General features: G+C 65.8%; 14 protein-coding genes. 7 read left to right on the plus strand and 7 right to left on the minus strand.

Going from position 1 to position 15219, the window contains the following annotated elements:
- Positions 1-6 precede the first annotated feature (6 nt).
- The gene (gene crtI, locus CH294_RS20285; RefSeq protein ID WP_249305399.1) at positions 7-1590 is read right to left on the minus strand and encodes a phytoene desaturase family protein; all 1584 of its coding nucleotides are present in this window, start codon (positions 1588-1590) and stop codon (positions 7-9) included.
- An 11-nt stretch (positions 1591-1601) separates the two neighbouring features.
- On the minus strand, positions 1602-2711 hold the full coding sequence (locus CH294_RS20290) for a polyprenyl synthetase family protein (protein WP_141216530.1): 1110 nt from the start codon (positions 2709-2711) through the stop codon (positions 1602-1604).
- Positions 2712-2908: 197 nt separating this feature from the next.
- Between CH294_RS20290 and metF the strand changes: the two genes are divergently transcribed.
- On the plus strand, positions 2909-3835 hold the full coding sequence (gene metF / locus CH294_RS20295; protein ID WP_032403941.1) for a methylenetetrahydrofolate reductase [NAD(P)H]: 927 nt from the start codon (positions 2909-2911) through the stop codon (positions 3833-3835).
- A gap of 5 nt (positions 3836-3840) precedes the next feature.
- Here metF and CH294_RS20300 read toward each other — a convergent pair whose 3' ends face one another.
- From CH294_RS20300 to CH294_RS20320, 5 genes are read right to left on the minus strand one after another with little or no spacing between them, the layout of a single operon-like run.
- Entirely contained in the window at positions 3841-5010 is a 1170-nt protein-coding gene (locus tag CH294_RS20300) for a glycosyltransferase (RefSeq protein ID WP_094738916.1), read from the minus strand.
- Entirely contained in the window at positions 5007-5762 is a 756-nt protein-coding gene (locus CH294_RS20305; protein WP_179278358.1) for a DUF3153 domain-containing protein, read from the minus strand. The genes CH294_RS20300 and CH294_RS20305 overlap by 4 nt, the downstream gene beginning before the upstream one ends.
- Positions 5763-5789: 27 nt before the next feature.
- Complete coding sequence (locus CH294_RS20310; RefSeq protein WP_032403943.1) at positions 5790-6647, minus strand: carotenoid biosynthesis protein; 858 nt, start codon at positions 6645-6647, stop codon at positions 5790-5792.
- Entirely contained in the window at positions 6644-8251 is a 1608-nt protein-coding gene (locus CH294_RS20315) for an NAD(P)/FAD-dependent oxidoreductase (protein WP_094738917.1), read from the minus strand. Before CH294_RS20315 ends, CH294_RS20310 begins: the two co-directional genes overlap by 4 nt.
- 5 nt (positions 8252-8256) lie before the next feature.
- A complete protein-coding gene (locus CH294_RS20320; RefSeq protein ID WP_094738918.1) occupies positions 8257-8874 on the minus strand; it encodes a GNAT family N-acetyltransferase in 618 nt (205 codons plus the stop codon).
- 196 nt (positions 8875-9070) lie between these two features.
- Between CH294_RS20320 and CH294_RS20325 the strand changes: the two genes are divergently transcribed.
- The 6 genes from CH294_RS20325 to CH294_RS20350 all read left to right on the plus strand — a co-directional run bounded on the left by CH294_RS20325 (position 9071) and on the right by CH294_RS20350 (position 15061).
- The gene (locus tag CH294_RS20325; protein WP_094704713.1) at positions 9071-9526 is read left to right on the plus strand and encodes an SAV_6107 family HEPN domain-containing protein; all 456 of its coding nucleotides are present in this window, start codon (positions 9071-9073) and stop codon (positions 9524-9526) included.
- A gap of 227 nt (positions 9527-9753) precedes the next feature.
- Positions 9754-10191: a DUF3040 domain-containing protein gene (locus tag CH294_RS20330; protein ID WP_032379047.1), complete on the plus strand. Its 438-nt coding sequence runs from the start codon at positions 9754-9756 to the stop codon at positions 10189-10191.
- Between the two features lie 516 nt (positions 10192-10707).
- Positions 10708-11139: a division/cell wall cluster transcriptional repressor MraZ gene (gene mraZ / locus CH294_RS20335; protein ID WP_027497352.1), complete on the plus strand. Its 432-nt coding sequence runs from the start codon at positions 10708-10710 to the stop codon at positions 11137-11139.
- Positions 11140-11358: 219 nt separating this feature from the next.
- Positions 11359-12390, plus strand: coding sequence for a 16S rRNA (cytosine(1402)-N(4))-methyltransferase RsmH (rsmH, locus tag CH294_RS20340; protein WP_094738919.1), 1032 nt, complete (start codon positions 11359-11361; stop codon positions 12388-12390).
- A gap of 131 nt (positions 12391-12521) precedes the next feature.
- Positions 12522-13208 (plus strand): hypothetical protein, encoded by a 687-nt coding sequence (locus CH294_RS20345; RefSeq protein ID WP_249305422.1) that lies wholly within the window; start codon positions 12522-12524, stop codon positions 13206-13208.
- Positions 13205-15061: a penicillin-binding protein 2 gene (locus CH294_RS20350; protein WP_094620020.1), complete on the plus strand. Its 1857-nt coding sequence runs from the start codon at positions 13205-13207 to the stop codon at positions 15059-15061. Before CH294_RS20345 ends, CH294_RS20350 begins: the two co-directional genes overlap by 4 nt.
- Positions 15062-15219 lie beyond the last annotated feature (158 nt).

A 15219-nucleotide genomic window follows, 5' to 3' on the forward strand; every position in this document is an offset into this window, starting at 1 on the left:
ACGAAGCTACCGCCCCGAGCGTCCTGTCACCCGTTCGGCGGCGAGCTTTCCCGACACCAGAACCGTCGGAACGCCCACACCCGGCGTCGTACCGGAGCCGGCGAGAACCACGTTGTCGAGTCCGGCGACCATGTTCTTGCGTCGGAACGGTCCGGTCTGCCGGAACACGTGAGCGGACGAGAACGGCGATCCTTCGATCATGCCCTTCTGCGCCCAGGTCTCGGGTGTGTCGATGTGGTCGAGAACGAATCCGTCCAGAAGTCCCGTGTACCCGCGACCCTCCATCGTCGTCAGTATTTCGCGGAGATAGGGGTGCGCCAATTCCGCCCACGCCAGCGGGGCGCTGTCCAGATTGGGACACGGTGCCAATATCGACACCGGCTCACTGCGAACACCGCCGCGCACCACTTCGAGGTTCGGATCGCTCACCGAAGGCCGGGTGATGAGCAACGAGGGATCGGCCATCAACGATCCCTTGCCCGCTTTGGCGGTGATCCTCCGGAACGTCTCGGCCCATTCGTCGCCGAAGTCGATGGTGTGATGCGCGCGAGCGGGCCACTTCGCGGTCTGTTCGACGGGAACGGTTCCGTGCGCGACGACCGCCGACGGTGAGACGACGCCGTAGCCGTTGCGCCTGCCCTTCTTCGACACCGACGCCCGGTCCAGGAGTCGATCGACCACGGGCAGGTCGGCGGTGAGAACGAGTGCGTCGCAGGCGATTCGATGGCCGGTTGCGGTCAGCACGGAGTCGGCACGCCCGCGGTCGACGGTGATGTCGACGATCTCGGTGCCGAGGTCGAGTGTTCCGCCCGCGGTGACGAACGCGTCGGCCATGGCCCTGGCGATGGCCGCCATGCCGCCCTCGGGGAAGAAGACGCCGAGCGAGGTGTCCATGTGTGCGATGGCCCCGTAGACCGCAAGAGCCTTCTGCGGTGCCATGCCTGCGTAGAGCGCTTGAAAGGTGAAGACGCGGCGCAGCCGGGTGTCTTCGAGGAAGCTGTCGACACGCGGTCCGAGTCTGCCGAAGCCGCCCAGCTTGATCAGCGTGGCGGTGTCGCGAACGGCGGCCTTCGAGCCCACGAGATCGAGCGGGGAATCGAAGTTCGAGTCGATGTACCGGTCGAACTCGGCATCGAAGATGTCGGCCAGCCACCGACGCAGGTTGCGGTATCCCTGCGCCTCGGCGGGCCCGCAGGTCCGTTCGACCTCGGCCGCCATCGCCTCCGGGTCCGAGTAGACATCGATCGACGTACCGTCGGCGTACCGCGTGTGATAAGACGGCGACAGCGCCCTGAGACGGATCTGCGGAGTCGTCGACTCGAAATCGGCACCTACCGCGGCCAGAGCCTCGAGCACCAGGTTCGGCATGGTCAACACGCTTGCGCCGTTGTCGATGTCGTACAGATGCGAGCCGTCGGTGTCGGACACCGGATACACCCCGACTCGGCCGCCCACGGTCTCGTCTCGTTCGACGATGGTGACCTTCTTGCCTGCTCCGAGCAGATGCAGACCGGCAGCCAATCCAGCCAATCCGGCTCCCACCACGACGACCCGGTCGGTGGGTCCGGCGACCGTGCGAATCGAAGACATGACGCTCACTTTCAGTACTGCCGCTTGATTGCGGCGGTTGCCATGGCGCGCAGGTGCGCGGCAGCGGCCGGCTCGATCGAACTGTTGTCGAGGGTCGCAACCGCCCGAGCGCCGAGCTCGTCGATCTGCCGTTCGACGGCATCGACTGCTCCGAGTTCGACCAGAATCGAACGAATATCGGCCACTGCCTCGGCGTCCAGTTCGGTGCCGAGGCTGGCCCGGATCGTGGCTGCAAGATCGGGCCGGTTCTCGTCGGCGTGCTTCAGTGCCGACGCGATGAGCACGGTGCGCTTGCCCTCGGTGATGTCGTCGCCCGACGGCTTGCCGGTCACCTCGGGATCGCCGAACACTCCGAGCAGGTCGTCGCGCAACTGGAACGCGATCCCGATATCGGCCCCGAAGCTGCGATAGGCAGCGATCAGGTCTTCGTCGGCATCCGCAAGAACTGCGCCGAGGTGCAGCGGTCGTTCCACCGTGTACGCGGCGGTCTTGAAACGATTGACCCGCATTGCAGCCGCCACCCCCTCGTCGGTGCCTGCTTCGGCCTCGATGTCGAGGAGTTGGCCACCCAGGACCTCGGTGCGCATGGCCGACCACACCGGCTGGACCCGGCGTGCCGCGTCGTTGTCGATGCCCGATTCGCGGAGTAGATCGTCGGCCCAGCACAGGGCGAGATCACCGACGAGAATGGCCGCCGACTCGCCGAAGTGGTTCGAGGAGCCGGACCAGCCCGCGTCCCGATGTCGCTGGGCAAAGCCGACGTGCACGGTCGGAAAGCCTCGCCGGGTGCTGGACGAATCGATGATGTCGTCGTGGATCAGGGCACAGGCCTGAATCAGTTCGAGCGCCGAGCAGGCCCGAAGCACTGCGTCGGATCGCGGACCGGTGGGTTCGCCACCCGCACCGAGCCATGCCGTCCAGGCGAACGCGGGGCGCATGCGCTTGCCGCCGCGCAGCACGAACGCTTCGAGATCTGCCACGGCTGCGGGGTAGCCACCGCCGACGGTGTCGACGACCTCGCGGCGCGTGGCGAAGAACTCGGCGAGCTTCGCGTCCACGGCAGCACGCAGCGCCTCCGGTCCTATTGCAGCGGTGGGGGTGTCGACGACGGGCGAGGACAAGTCTCCGGACAGGACGATCCTCCAAGGTGTGCGGTGGGTGCGTCGGAATATGGTTCCCAGACTAGTAGCCGCCCACACCCGTGCGCCGACGTGCAGCGAACACCGACGCCCGGGAGGCCCGACGGGCTGTCCGACGCGCAACCTATGATCTTCGGGTGAGCGAAGAATCAGTCCGGGGGCGGGCGAGCCGAGGGTTCGTGACGAACACGCCGTCCATCGTCGACCGACTGCGCACTGAACCGGACGCCAGAATCCCGTTTTCCGTCGAGTTCTCGCCGCCGCGCGATGCTGCAGCCGAGGCCAGGTTGTGGCGTGCAGTCCGTGAGTTCGAGCAGCTTGCCCCCGCCTTCGTATCGATGACGTACGGTGCCGGAGGCTCGACGCGTGACCGAACGGTGCGCGTCACCGGGCAGATTGCGGAAGAGACCACGCTGCTCCCTGTGGCGCATCTCACTGCCGTTTCGCACAGTGTCGACGAGTTGCGGTCGATGGTCGGGTCATACGCCGACCGCGGCATCACCAACATCCTCGTGCTGCGCGGAGACCCGCCGGGAGATCCGCTCGGTGACTGGGAGAAGCATCCGGACGGAGTCGAATACGCGGAGGAACTCGTTCGGTTGGTGCGCGATCTCGGCGACTTCCACGTCGGAGTGGCGTCGTTCCCCGAAGGACACCACCGCGCCGACGACCTCGAACAGGACACCAGGTGCCTGGTCGGCAAGCTCCGTGCCGGGGCCGAGTACTCGATCACCCAGATGTTCTTCGATGTGGACGACTATCTGCGTCTGCGCGATCGGGTGTCTGCGTACGACGCCGAGCAGGGTGCAAAGCCGATCATTCCCGAGATCATGCCCATCACCTCACTCCGGTCGGTTCGCCGGATGCTCGAGCTCTCGGGCACCACGCTGCCGTCCTCCCTGGACGAGAAGTTCACTCGCGCAGCCGGATCCGGGCCCGAAGAGGATCGCGCCGCCGTCCGAGAGGTGGGCATCGAACTCGCCACGAACATCGGCGAGCGGCTGATCTCCGAAGGTGCACCCGGTTTGCACTTCATCACGTTGAACTTTGCCCGCGCCACCCGTGAGGTGTTGTGCAACCTGGGTCTCGCGCCCGCGCGGGTGTAGCCGCGTCAGTGCTGCGGTGAGGGCGAGGGGCGAGACTTCCACGTCAACGATCCGCGTCGCCTGCGAACGTGGGATTCCGCGACGAGCCCGGTGAAGGCGAGAATCGACACCGGATGCAGCGCAGCGTCCACCACGTCGTCGACGCCGAACCGCGGTCCCGATTCGCGTCGACGCGCGGCCATTCGAGACACGGTGCCCGCGAGGTATCCGGCCCAGCCGAGGCGACGCACCGATCCCGAAGCCGTGAGTGCCGCTATCGGCGGCACCAGGTAGATCGCGGCCGACGCCACTGTGGCGGTGGCCGAACCGACCGGGCCGCCGAACTCGTTCCACAGCCACCGGCTGTACCCGGACCGCAGGTCGACAACCGACTGGTACATCCGGCAGCTGACGAACCCCGCTCCCGACACCACCACCGTCGACATGCCTTGCCGGCGCAGGGTGCGTGCCAGATCGAGATCCTCCGTTGCGCTGGCCGCGACGCAGCCGTGGCCCCCGATGGCGCGATAAGCGGCGGCGTCGAATGCCATGAACTGACCACACGCCACTGCCATCGAGGGCAGCAGCATCGAGTTGGCCAACGGCACGGGAAGAGTGGACATCCAGGACCAGGCGAGCAGCGGTTGAACGAGTCGCTCGGCGACACTGCCGACCAGCTGTTCGGGCCACGGGCACAGCAGCGCCGCAGCGTGCTGTCGTAGCGTCCCCGCAGCGGCAGCCACGGCATCGGGCGCGAGTCGCACGTCGGCGTCGACGAACATGATCAGTGACGCCTGTGCGTCGCCTTCGTCGGCCAGTCTCGCCAGCTCGGCGCAGGCGGCGGCCTTGCCGGTCCAGCCGGCCGGGGGAGCGGCATCGGAGGTCACGACGCGAATTCTCGGGTCACCGGCGGCGGCCGTGCGGGCAGCCGACGCCGTTCCATCGCTCGAGTCGTCGTCGAGGACGATGACGTGCAGATCGGTGCACGATCGCTGACGGGTGAGATCGCCGATCAACGAGGGCAGTGTCGTCACCTCGTTACGGGCGGGAATGCAGACGACGATCCGTTCGGTGATGTCCCGATCCGGAGTTCGCAAGCCGGGCGTGAAGCGCGCATTGAGCAGCGACACTGCAGCCGACGCCGTTGCCAGGCCGGCGGCGGTCGCCGTCGTTCGTGCGAGGAGTCGGTCGGTCACACCGACGTTCTGTCGGTCGGACTGTCCGCCTCGGGTCCTCGAGGCTGCCGATTGCGCAGCGGTGGGTTGCGCGAGACCCAGGCCATGGCTCCGATGATGGCCGCGACGCCGACGGTCACACCACCGACGATGCCCGCCCAGCCGGCGAAGCTTCTGGTGTTGGGATCGGGGTAGTTGACCTCGGCGCGCACCGACGTCACTTCGCCTGCCGGCAACTTCCAGGAGATGGAGTTGTCGCTCTCGCGGGTGCCGTTCGTGGTTCCGATGCGGGCAGGGAATGCAATGGTGAACTGCACGTCCGAACCCTGAGCCGGAACCGAGGACAGGTCCGCGTTGCCCGCCAGGGTGACGGTGTCACCCGAGCGCTGCAGCTCCAGCTGGAACGATCCGGCAGCGTTCTGGAAGATGGACCCGAGCGTCTGCACATCGCCGAACGAGAGATCGTCGAAAATGGCCTGTGAGCCGACGTATCCGTCCTGGTTGTACGGCTCGACGCGCACCTTGTCCTCGATCGAGGACGGAACCACCAGCTCCGGGCCGGTATCGGAGTCCGATGTCGGCACGCTGGCCGCCACGATCTGGCCCGCCACCCGGTCGTTCGCCGACACCCCCATCGTGACCTGTACCCGCAGGCACCCGGCCAGCAGCGGCGCGACCAGCAGCGCCAGTGCGACCACCGAGAGAATTCTTCGGCGATGGGTTCGGTGAGATGTTCGCGATGTCGACTGCACAGCGACATCGTGCCAGGGCATCGAGCCGATGTCAGTCGGCAGGGGTTGTCAGCGAGGCGTGTCGGTACCGAGACCGGAGACTGCTGCGCGTGATCGTGGGCGACGCTCGCGGCCACCGATCCACACCAGCGGTACGCCGACCGCGCCCATCACCAGGAACCCGTACACCGCCGAGAATCGAAGTTCCGGACCGTCGAGGAATACTGCATGCGCGAGCGCCGACCCCAGCCACGTCCACAGGAACAGCCCGATCGGTACCGCATCGTCGAACGGTTGCAGCCGGGTATCGGACGGGCGAAAGCCTCCGATGGCACGGTCGAGCGACTCCATGACCGCCGCCATCAGCGTGGCCACCACGAGCCAGCCGAGGTAGTTGGTCAGCGGGATGGACGGCACCCCTGGCAGGCCGACGGCACCGGCCGTCCACGTCCATTGGCCGTCGGTGACCATCTGCGGATCGAGATAGAGGTCCCAGCCGACCATGCCCACCGCTACCGCCGCGATCCGGAGGCCGGCGGCGCGGACCTGTGTCGTGCCGAGACGGCGAACGACGTAGGTCACCGCGCACCAGATCGGGTAGAAACCGGCCGTCCAGGCCAGCGGGACCACCACGGGCACCTCGAACAGACTGGGACCCAAGCGATTCTGTGCGTAGAAGTATTCGCCGAAAGGGATGCCGGTGGCGGTGCCCACCAGTTCGGATGCGAAACCGGTGCCTGCCGTCACGAGGACCAGAACGGTGGCCCACACCGCTCCTCGGTGCAGCACGGCGTGCAGGATCGACGCGAGTGCCAGCAAGGCGACCACAGCAACCGTCACCGCGTCTCGGGTCGTGCCCGACACCAGTGGGTAGACGATCTGGCAGCCGACAGCAGCGACCGCCACGACGATCGGTGCGATCCTCATACTCGCCTCCTCCGGAAGAACTCGCGACGGCGTCCGGCGCGGGCGTCGGCGATCGCGATTCGTGCTGCCGACCGACCACTGGCTGCGGTGACCCCGCCACCGGGGTGGGTGGATGCGCCGGTGAGATACAGCCCGTCCGCCCCCGGGACTCGATGACCCGCCAGTTGTGGGTGCGGCCGCCACATCATCATCTGGTCGAGTGACATGTCCAGGTGCATGATGTTGCCTCCGATCAGCCCGAGCTCACGTTCGATGTCGAGCGGAGACTGGACGTGTCGATCCAGCACTGCACCGGCGAACCCGGGTGCGTACCGATCCATTTCGGCCACGATCCGGTCCGCCTCGAACTCGGCCAACGAGCGTTCGCCCGGAACGTCCGAACGCCATTTTCTGCCGTCGGCGAGAGTGTGCGGATGCCACTGCGACCACAGCGAGATCTGATGCTGTCCTGGCGGCGCGATGGTGGGGTCGATGGCACTGAACGACATTCCCAGCACGGCCGGAGTCGGCGGCAGATCACCGGCGAGTGCATGGCCGTGCGCCAGGCGCAGCTGGCTGCGATCGCGCACCAGCAGCGCAAGGCCGTGGGTGCCGTCCTCGATTCGGTCGGCACTGGGATACACCGGAAGGGCGTCGGTGGCCAACCGGACCGCAGTACCGAGTCCCGGACCCACCCGAATCGTGCTGCGCCACCGAGCGATCTGCGTCGCGTCGTGCCCACCGTCGGCGAGCAGGTCGAGCGTGGTCAGGATATGACAACCGGCAACGACGACACGGCTGTCGATCTCCCGACCCGACGCGGTCCTGGTGGTCCAGCCGTGCGGCCGGCGTACGAGCGAGGTCACGGCGTCGCCGAGAGTGAGTTCGGCCCCGTCCCGGTGCAGGCGGGCGATCATCGCCTCGGTCAGCGCACCACTGCCACCGACGGCGCGGCCGGGCGGAAGGGTGTGCATGAGAGCGGCGAAACCGACCATCGGTGCGGTACCCGGCTCGGACATGGGCGGGCCCGACTGAGCACCGAACCATGCCAGTGCGGCCTTGAGGCGTTCGCTCGAGAACATCTCGTCCAGCAACGAATCGCCGGTGGCGAGAAATTCGCGGGAGAGCATGCTGCCCCCGTCCGGAGCCCCGAGACCCCAGAAGGAACGGAGCAGCTTCGCCCCGGTCGGCGGCCCGCCGAACGCGCGCATGGTTCGTTCACTACGGGGACCCCAGACCGAGACGAACGTGCGGTAGGCGTTGGCGTCCGCGGCCCCGCACGCGGCGGCGATGGAGTCGCAGGTGCGATCGAGGTCGCGATGGAAGACGAGGGCGCGCTCGTCGGTGTCGACGGCTCCCGGTGCGAACGCCCAGGGATCGCAGTCGATGTAGCGCAGGCCGAACTCTGCGAGGTCGAGCTCCTCGACGATGCCGGTGTGGCGAATCATGATGTGTGCCGAAGAACCGCGATCCACTCGATGTCCGGGAAAGCGCTCCACGGTGGATACTGCGCCACCGGCAACGGTGTCGCGTTCGAGAACCTCGACAGACCACCCGGCATCGGTCAGGTAGCAGGCGGAGGTCAGGGCATTGTGGCCGGAGCCCACCACCACAGCGTCGATCACATCTTTCAGGCTACTGGCCCGTCCAGCGGCAACTGGCGACCCAGGACGGCGAAGGGCCGTCGATCGCCCGCGAACCTGAAGTCCCGCAGCACGTCCGCAAAGCCCAGCCGCCGATAGAGCCGCCAGGCTCGATTGTCCTCTCGCGCCACCTCGGGTGTGGACAACATCACGTTGTCCGCGCTCACACCGTCGAGCAACCGACGGCACAGTTGCCCGCCGAGGCCATATCCCTGAGCGCTCGGGAGGACGTGGAGCTCGGTCAGCTCGAAGTAGTTCCCCAACGCGTTCTCGACGCTGTGCGGAGGGTGCCCCGAGCGGCGCAACCCGTCACGAACCTGTTGATGCCACCACTGATGGGGTGCACCGTGGTAGCCGTAGGCAACTGCGACCAGTGAATCGGGCTGGTTCGGGTCGGAGTTCGGGAGCAGCGCTCCGACCGCTCGCCAGCCCGGACGATGCAGATGTTCGCTCCACATCGGTGCCCGGCTCTGCTCGGTTCCGCGTGGGTAACCCATGGCTTCGACGTAGATCGACAGTGCTTCGAGCAGCCGCAGGCGGAATTCCGGGGGCGTCAGATCGACCAGGTACGGCGTTGTCCGCGCATCGGTGACGACTGTCCTCAACCTTTCTTCGGAAACTTGTCGGTGGGCACAGCTATATTGAAAAGCGTCGAACGGGTGTTCGATGATCGGGGCCGAGTGCGCCGGTGGCTTCGACTCGAATCAGGGGTCGAATACTCCGGAGTTCGACTGTAAGGCTTCGTCACGGTTCCGGGCGCGTCAGGTACGCACCGGAGATTCGAACTGGAGGTGTTCGAGTATGACGATCACGAAGGCATTCGATGCCGGCGTGCGGTCGCCGGTGCCGCGTCAGGCCCGGGTTCTGCTCGGTCGGGCCGATGCTCTGTTGTCCGAGTCCATCGGGGAGAGCGATGCGGGTGATCGGTTTCTCGGAAGCTACGCCGCGGCGCTCAAAGGGGCGGCGGCAGTACTGGCGTCGTTGCCGAACTCGATCGGTGCGCGCCCGCGCTCGCGCAACGCGTGGGTGCTGATGGCGAAGGCAGCACCCGAACTCGCAGTCTGGTCGGAGTACTTCGCATCGTTCTCGGCCACCCGCGCCGCGGTCGAAGCGGGCGCGTCGAGCACGATCGCCGATCTCGATGCCGACGATTTCTATCGGCACGTGAGTCGTTTCTTGAACTCGGTCGACGATCGACTCGGCGGTCAGTCACGGTTCGCCTCCGTCGATCCGATGGCCACACCGTTGTCGGCGTAGCTCACCGAGCTGGTCGACGGGTGTGAACTGCCACGTCACGCGGTGTTCGGTCGTAGTTTCCGGGACGCCCGTCTCGAAAACTTCGGCGTTTCTCAGGAACACATCGTGCGAGTAGGTGGTAAGCAGCGGATTCAGCTCGTATCATCGTCACTAGGTAGCCGCCAAGGTCAGCTTCCCGTCGTTTCGCAACAGAAACGACCTTCAATATCAGTGCAGGGGGAGGTACCGTGCCACTCTCCGAGCACGAGCAGCGCATGCTCGATCAGATCGAGAGCGCTCTCTACGCCGAGGATCCCAAGTTCGCGTCTCATGTGAGAGGCGGTCGCGTTCGCGCGGCGTCGAGCAGGAGGCGCTTTCAGGCTGCCGCGCTGTTCGTCGTGGGACTCGTGTTGCTCGTCGCCGGTGTTGCTTTGTCGACGAACAGCTTGGCTTTTCTCGTCGTCAGTCTCATCGGCTTTTTGTTCATGTTCGGTGCCGGGGCACTGTTCCTGTTCGGTGGCTCCAAGAAGGGAGCCGCAGCGACGCCGGACGAAGGTGGCACAACCAACAGTGCTGCCGAAGCCTCCGGTCGTGGTTCCGGACAGAAGTCGAAGGGTGGCCGCAAAGGCGGCAGCTTCACCTCTCGCATGGAAGATCGGTTCCGTAAGAGGTTCGAGCAGGACTGAGTCGTCCGGGTTCCGAACAACCCGCCCGATATCGGTTCGCTCCCACAACTTCACGCGTCACGCACAGCAGCACCTCACCTTCGGGTGGGGTGCTGTTGTCGTTTCCGCCGCTATCGGACCACGTTCCGCGGCCGCCTCTGCCGACCGGCGTCGGAGGCCCGGTGGGGATGGTCGTAGCCGGCGCATGTCGAGCCGCCTCCCCACTTCGCCCCACGATCAACAAAAGTCCCCACTTTTCCCCACCTGAGCCCCACTGGGTGCATCGAAGCGATGCTTCTCGGCCGCCGGTGGCGTGAAATGCCTGGTCGTACCGCTGGATCGGAGGGGTCTGGGTGCCCGCCGTCGGTTCGTGGCTACTTTCCATGGTCGGGTGCTGACCGGTAATTCCAGCAGTCTTGCTGTCGCTGAGCTGCGGATATGTGCATTTGCCCAAAGTTTTCACGCTGCGAATGGTTCGAAGTGGGGGAGAGTGGGGTAAAGTGGTCCGCAGCGGAGAGTCGAGGCTGGAGGTGGCGAGTGTTTCTCGGTACCTACACGCCGAAGCTCGACGACAAGGGTCGACTGACGTTGCCGGCCAAATTTCGGGACGCGCTTGCAGGAGGTGTCATGGTGAGCAAGGGGCAGGATTTCAGCCTCGCGGTCTACACCGCGGCAGACTTCGCGGAGCGTTCTCGGAAGCTGACGGCGGCGTCTCGTGCCAACCCGAAAGCCCGCGCCTACGTTCGTCAGTTCTTTTCGGGAACCGACGAGCAGCGGCCGGACGGACAGGGACGCATCACCATCAGCCCAGAGCACCGTCGCTACGCGGGACTCGAACGTAACTGCGTCGTGATCGGTTCGATGGACTTCATCGAAATCTGGAACGACGAAGCATGGGCCCGTTACTCCGCTGAAAACGAGCAGGACTTCTCCGACGCATTCGACGAATCCCTCGGAGGAATCTTGTAGCCCGCCCCGGTCGCCTGCGAGTGCAGCGAGGCCTCTGCCCGATCAGAACCCTGACGTTCTTCCCCAACGCCAGGTTTCGCAGATCAGGACCCTGACGTTCTTCCCCAACGCCAGGTTCCCTATCGGACAGGGACCTCGAAGCATTCGCACCGGCGTCCGTGGGCAACCCGCACGGCCCGGACCCGGGCGAGACGTACGTACGCACGACCGGGAGGAACCATGACGGAGGGCGACGGGCAGGACGAGAGCGCATCGTCCACCGACCGACCCGATCGTCGATCCGCAGGTCCGTTGCACGTACCGGTTCGACTCGACCGCGCCGACGAATTGCTCGGCCCCGCACTCGATTCCGCGGACGGCCCCCGCGTCATGATCGACGCGACCCTGGGACTCGGCGGTCATGCCGAACACTTCCTCCGAACCTATCCACATCTGCACCTCATCGGACTCGATCGCGATCCCGATGCACTCCGACTCGCCGGATCTCGGTTGGCTCCGTTCGCCGATCGAATCACGTTGGTACACACAACGTACGACGGTATCGCCGAGGCACTCGACGAAGCCGGTCTGCCGGCACTCGATTCCGTGCACGCCATTCTGTTCGATCTCGGAGTGTCGTCGATGCAGCTTGACGAGTCCGATCGCGGGTTCGCCTATTCTGTCGATGCGCCACTGGACATGCGGATGAATCCGACGGTGGGCATCACTGCTGCCGACGTGCTCAATACCTACTCGCACGGTGACATCGCGCGGGTGCTCAGTACCTACGGCGAGGAGCGGTTCGCCGGCAAGATCGCCTCCGCTGTTCTGCGACGACGTGAGCACACGCCGTTCACCACGAGTGGTCCGTTGGTCGAGTTGCTCTACGCCGCAATCCCGGCCGCAACGCGGCGAACCGGTGGGCACCCGGCCAAGCGCACCTTTCAGGCCCTGCGTATCGAGGTCAACGGCGAGCTGGACTCGTTGAAGTCTGCGGTGCCTGCCGGGCTCGAGGCCTTGGCTGTGGGTGGCCGGGTGGTCTTCATGTCGTATCAGTCGCTCGAAGACCGAGTAGTCAAGCAGGAGTTGGCCCCTCGGATCAAGTCCCGCAGCCCCGAGGGGCTGCCGGTCGAGCTTCCCGGAATGGGTCCGGAGTTTCGGCTCCTGACCAGAGGTGCCGAGCGTGCCTCGGATGCAGAAATCGACGTCAACCCACGCTCGGCTCCGGTGAGATTGCGCGCCGCCGAACGGATTGCAAGGAGAGCGGAATGACGGTTCCAGGCACAACCGTTGGAACACAACGCAATCGGATTCCCGCGACGCGCCCTGAACGTACGGGTAAGGGCGGTGGACGATCGGGCGCCGCGCTTCGTGCGTACGAGCGCAGGCAGCAGCGCGCCTCGATTCACACGTCGGACTCCGCTCGTGGTTCCGGCCCTCGTCGGTCGATCGACGGAGGTGCCATCGCTGCGCGAATTCCGTTCGTTGCCTTGATCATCGGCTTGCTCGCCCTCGGGCTCGGCTTGACGTTGTTGCTCACCACGCGGTCTGCCGGCGACTCCTACGACCTCAGCGCCGCCAAGGCCGTCAACACCGAGCTTGCTCAGCAGCGAGCAGCATTGCAGCGCGATGTCGAGTTGGCGGAGTCGGCTCCCGAATTGGCACGCAAAGCCGCCGGGCTCGGAATGGTTCCGGCCAAGAATCCTGCGCGCCTGATCGTCGCCCCCGACGGCGGCGTACAGGTCGTCGGTACCCCGGCTCCGGCCGACGGTGCGCCGGTTGCTCCGCTCGATCCGGTCGCTCCCGCCGCTGCAGGCGAGGGCACCGTCCCCACGTCGGGATCACAGTCGCAGCAACAGACGCCGCGCAGCGCGTCGCAGCCCAACCGGACCTCGGGAACGGTCGATACTCGTGCCGCCACGCCGAGCGCAAGCAATGGCGCTGGAAACACTGCGCTTGCTGAACAATTCATTCCCATGAGCATCCCCTCGCTCGAGACACCGTCGGCCGAAACTCCCTCGGCAGCTACCACATCGTCCGCTACCCCTGCGGCTCCGGCCACACAAGAAGCCGCGGGTGACGGGCAGTGACCAGGCCTACGCCTGCTCCGAGTCGACGGCCACCGAGCCGAAAGCGTCTCGACTCGTCCACTTTTCGGTTCCGTCACGGAACCGGCAGAATTCTGATGTACGTGGCGCTGGCCGTCGCGGCAGCGCAGTTGCTGTGGATTCAGGGCTTCGACGGTCCGAGACTGTCGGCCGAGTCGGCGTCGCAGCGCACCACCACCCTTGTCGATCCCGCGATGCGCGGGTCGATCCTCGATCGCAACGGAAATCCGATCGCCTTCACGATGGAGGCGAAAGCGCTGACGTTTCAGCCGGTTCGGGTTCGTAAGGAACTCGACGAGGCCAGGGCGAAGGATCCCACTGCGCCGGAGACCGAGCAGTACCTCGAGGACATTGCCGCGCGCATTCACAACGATCTCGGTGACGTGATCAGCGAGAAGGATCTGCTCGCGAAACTGAAGAGCAACGACGAATTCACCTACCTGGCACGGGGTGTGGATGCCACCGTGGCGTCGAAGATCAGTGCGGATTTCAAGCAGGTAGGGCTGGAGCGTCAGGACATTCGGGAGTATCCCGGCGGATCTCTGGCCGCCAACATCGTCGGTGCCACCGGTTGGGACGGACACGGTCTGCTCGGCCTGGAGGATTCACTCGACGCGACTTTGGCCGGAACCGACGGTTCGCAGACCTACGACCGTGGGTCCGACGGTGCTGTCATTCCCGGCAGCTGGCGTGACAAGCAGCCTGCAGTCAACGGTTCCAGCGTCGAACTGACCATCGACGCAGACCTTCAGTACTACGTGCAGCAGCAGGTGCAGTTGGCGAAGGACCTGTCCGGAGCCAAGAATGCGTCTGCCTACGTGCAGGATTCACGCACCGGTGAAGTGCTGGCGATGTCGAACGACAACACCTTCAATGCCGGGATCGGTGTCGGTAACAACGAGCGCACCAAGGAGATGGGCAATCTCCCCGTCACCACCCCGTTCGAGCCGGGTTCGGTGAACAAGATCATCACGGCGGCTGCGGCCATCGAATACGGACTCACCACCCCGGACGAGGTGTTGCAGGTTCCGGGCAGCATCTTCATGTCCGGTGTGTCGGTCAAGGATGCGTGGGACCACGGTGTCGCGCCGTACACCACGACCGGCGTGTTCGGTAAGTCCTCCAACGTCGGCACGCTGATGCTGGCGCAACGCGTCGGCGAGGACCGATACGCCGACATGCTCAGCAGGTTCGGCCTGGGCCAGCGCAGTGATGTCGGTCTGCCCAACGAGAGCGCCGGAAGCGTGCCAAGTCGGGATCAATGGTCGGGCGGTACGTTCGCCAACCTTCCCATCGGTCAGGGCCTGTCGATGACGCTGCTGCAGATGACCGGGATGTACCAGGCGATCGCCAACGACGGCGTGCGCATCCCCCCGCGCATCGTCGAGGCGACGGTGGACGCGAACGGTCAGCGGACCGAGACCCAGCGGCCGGACGGGGTGTACGTCGTCAGCCCCGATACCGCGAAGACCGTTCGCAACATGTTCCGTTCCGTCACCCAGGACGACACGGGTAACCAGCGCGGGACTGGTGTGGCCGCAGGCGTCGAGGGCTACCAGATCAGTGGCAAGACCGGTACGGCGCAGCAGGTCGATCCGGAATGCAAGTGCTACTCCAACTCGAACTACTGGATCACGTTCGCGGGTATCGCACCCGCCGACGATCCTCGCTACGTGATCGGCATCATGCTCGACGCCCCGACACGCAGCGCCGACGGCTCGGGCGGTCAGTCGGCAGCCCCTCTGTTCCACAACATCGCCAGCTGGATGCTGCAACGGGACAGTGTGCCCATGTCGGCAGACCCCGGACCCAAGCTGGTTCTGCAGGCAGACTGAGTTCCGAACCCGCCGGTTCTTCGAGTCGGGGCGGCAACATCGCGATCCCGGTCGCCGGTAATCTGACACATCGGTTCGGGCGCGTTCGTTCGGCCGCCGCCGCGGCGTGATCGAGCCGGGGCAGGCGCGCGCCCTGCAGTAGAGAGGAAGGGAGCAGG

Origin of the sequence: Rhodococcus sp. 14-2483-1-1 (genome assembly GCF_002259335.1) — a bacterium.
Lineage (GTDB): Bacteria > Actinomycetota > Actinomycetes > Mycobacteriales > Mycobacteriaceae > Rhodococcoides.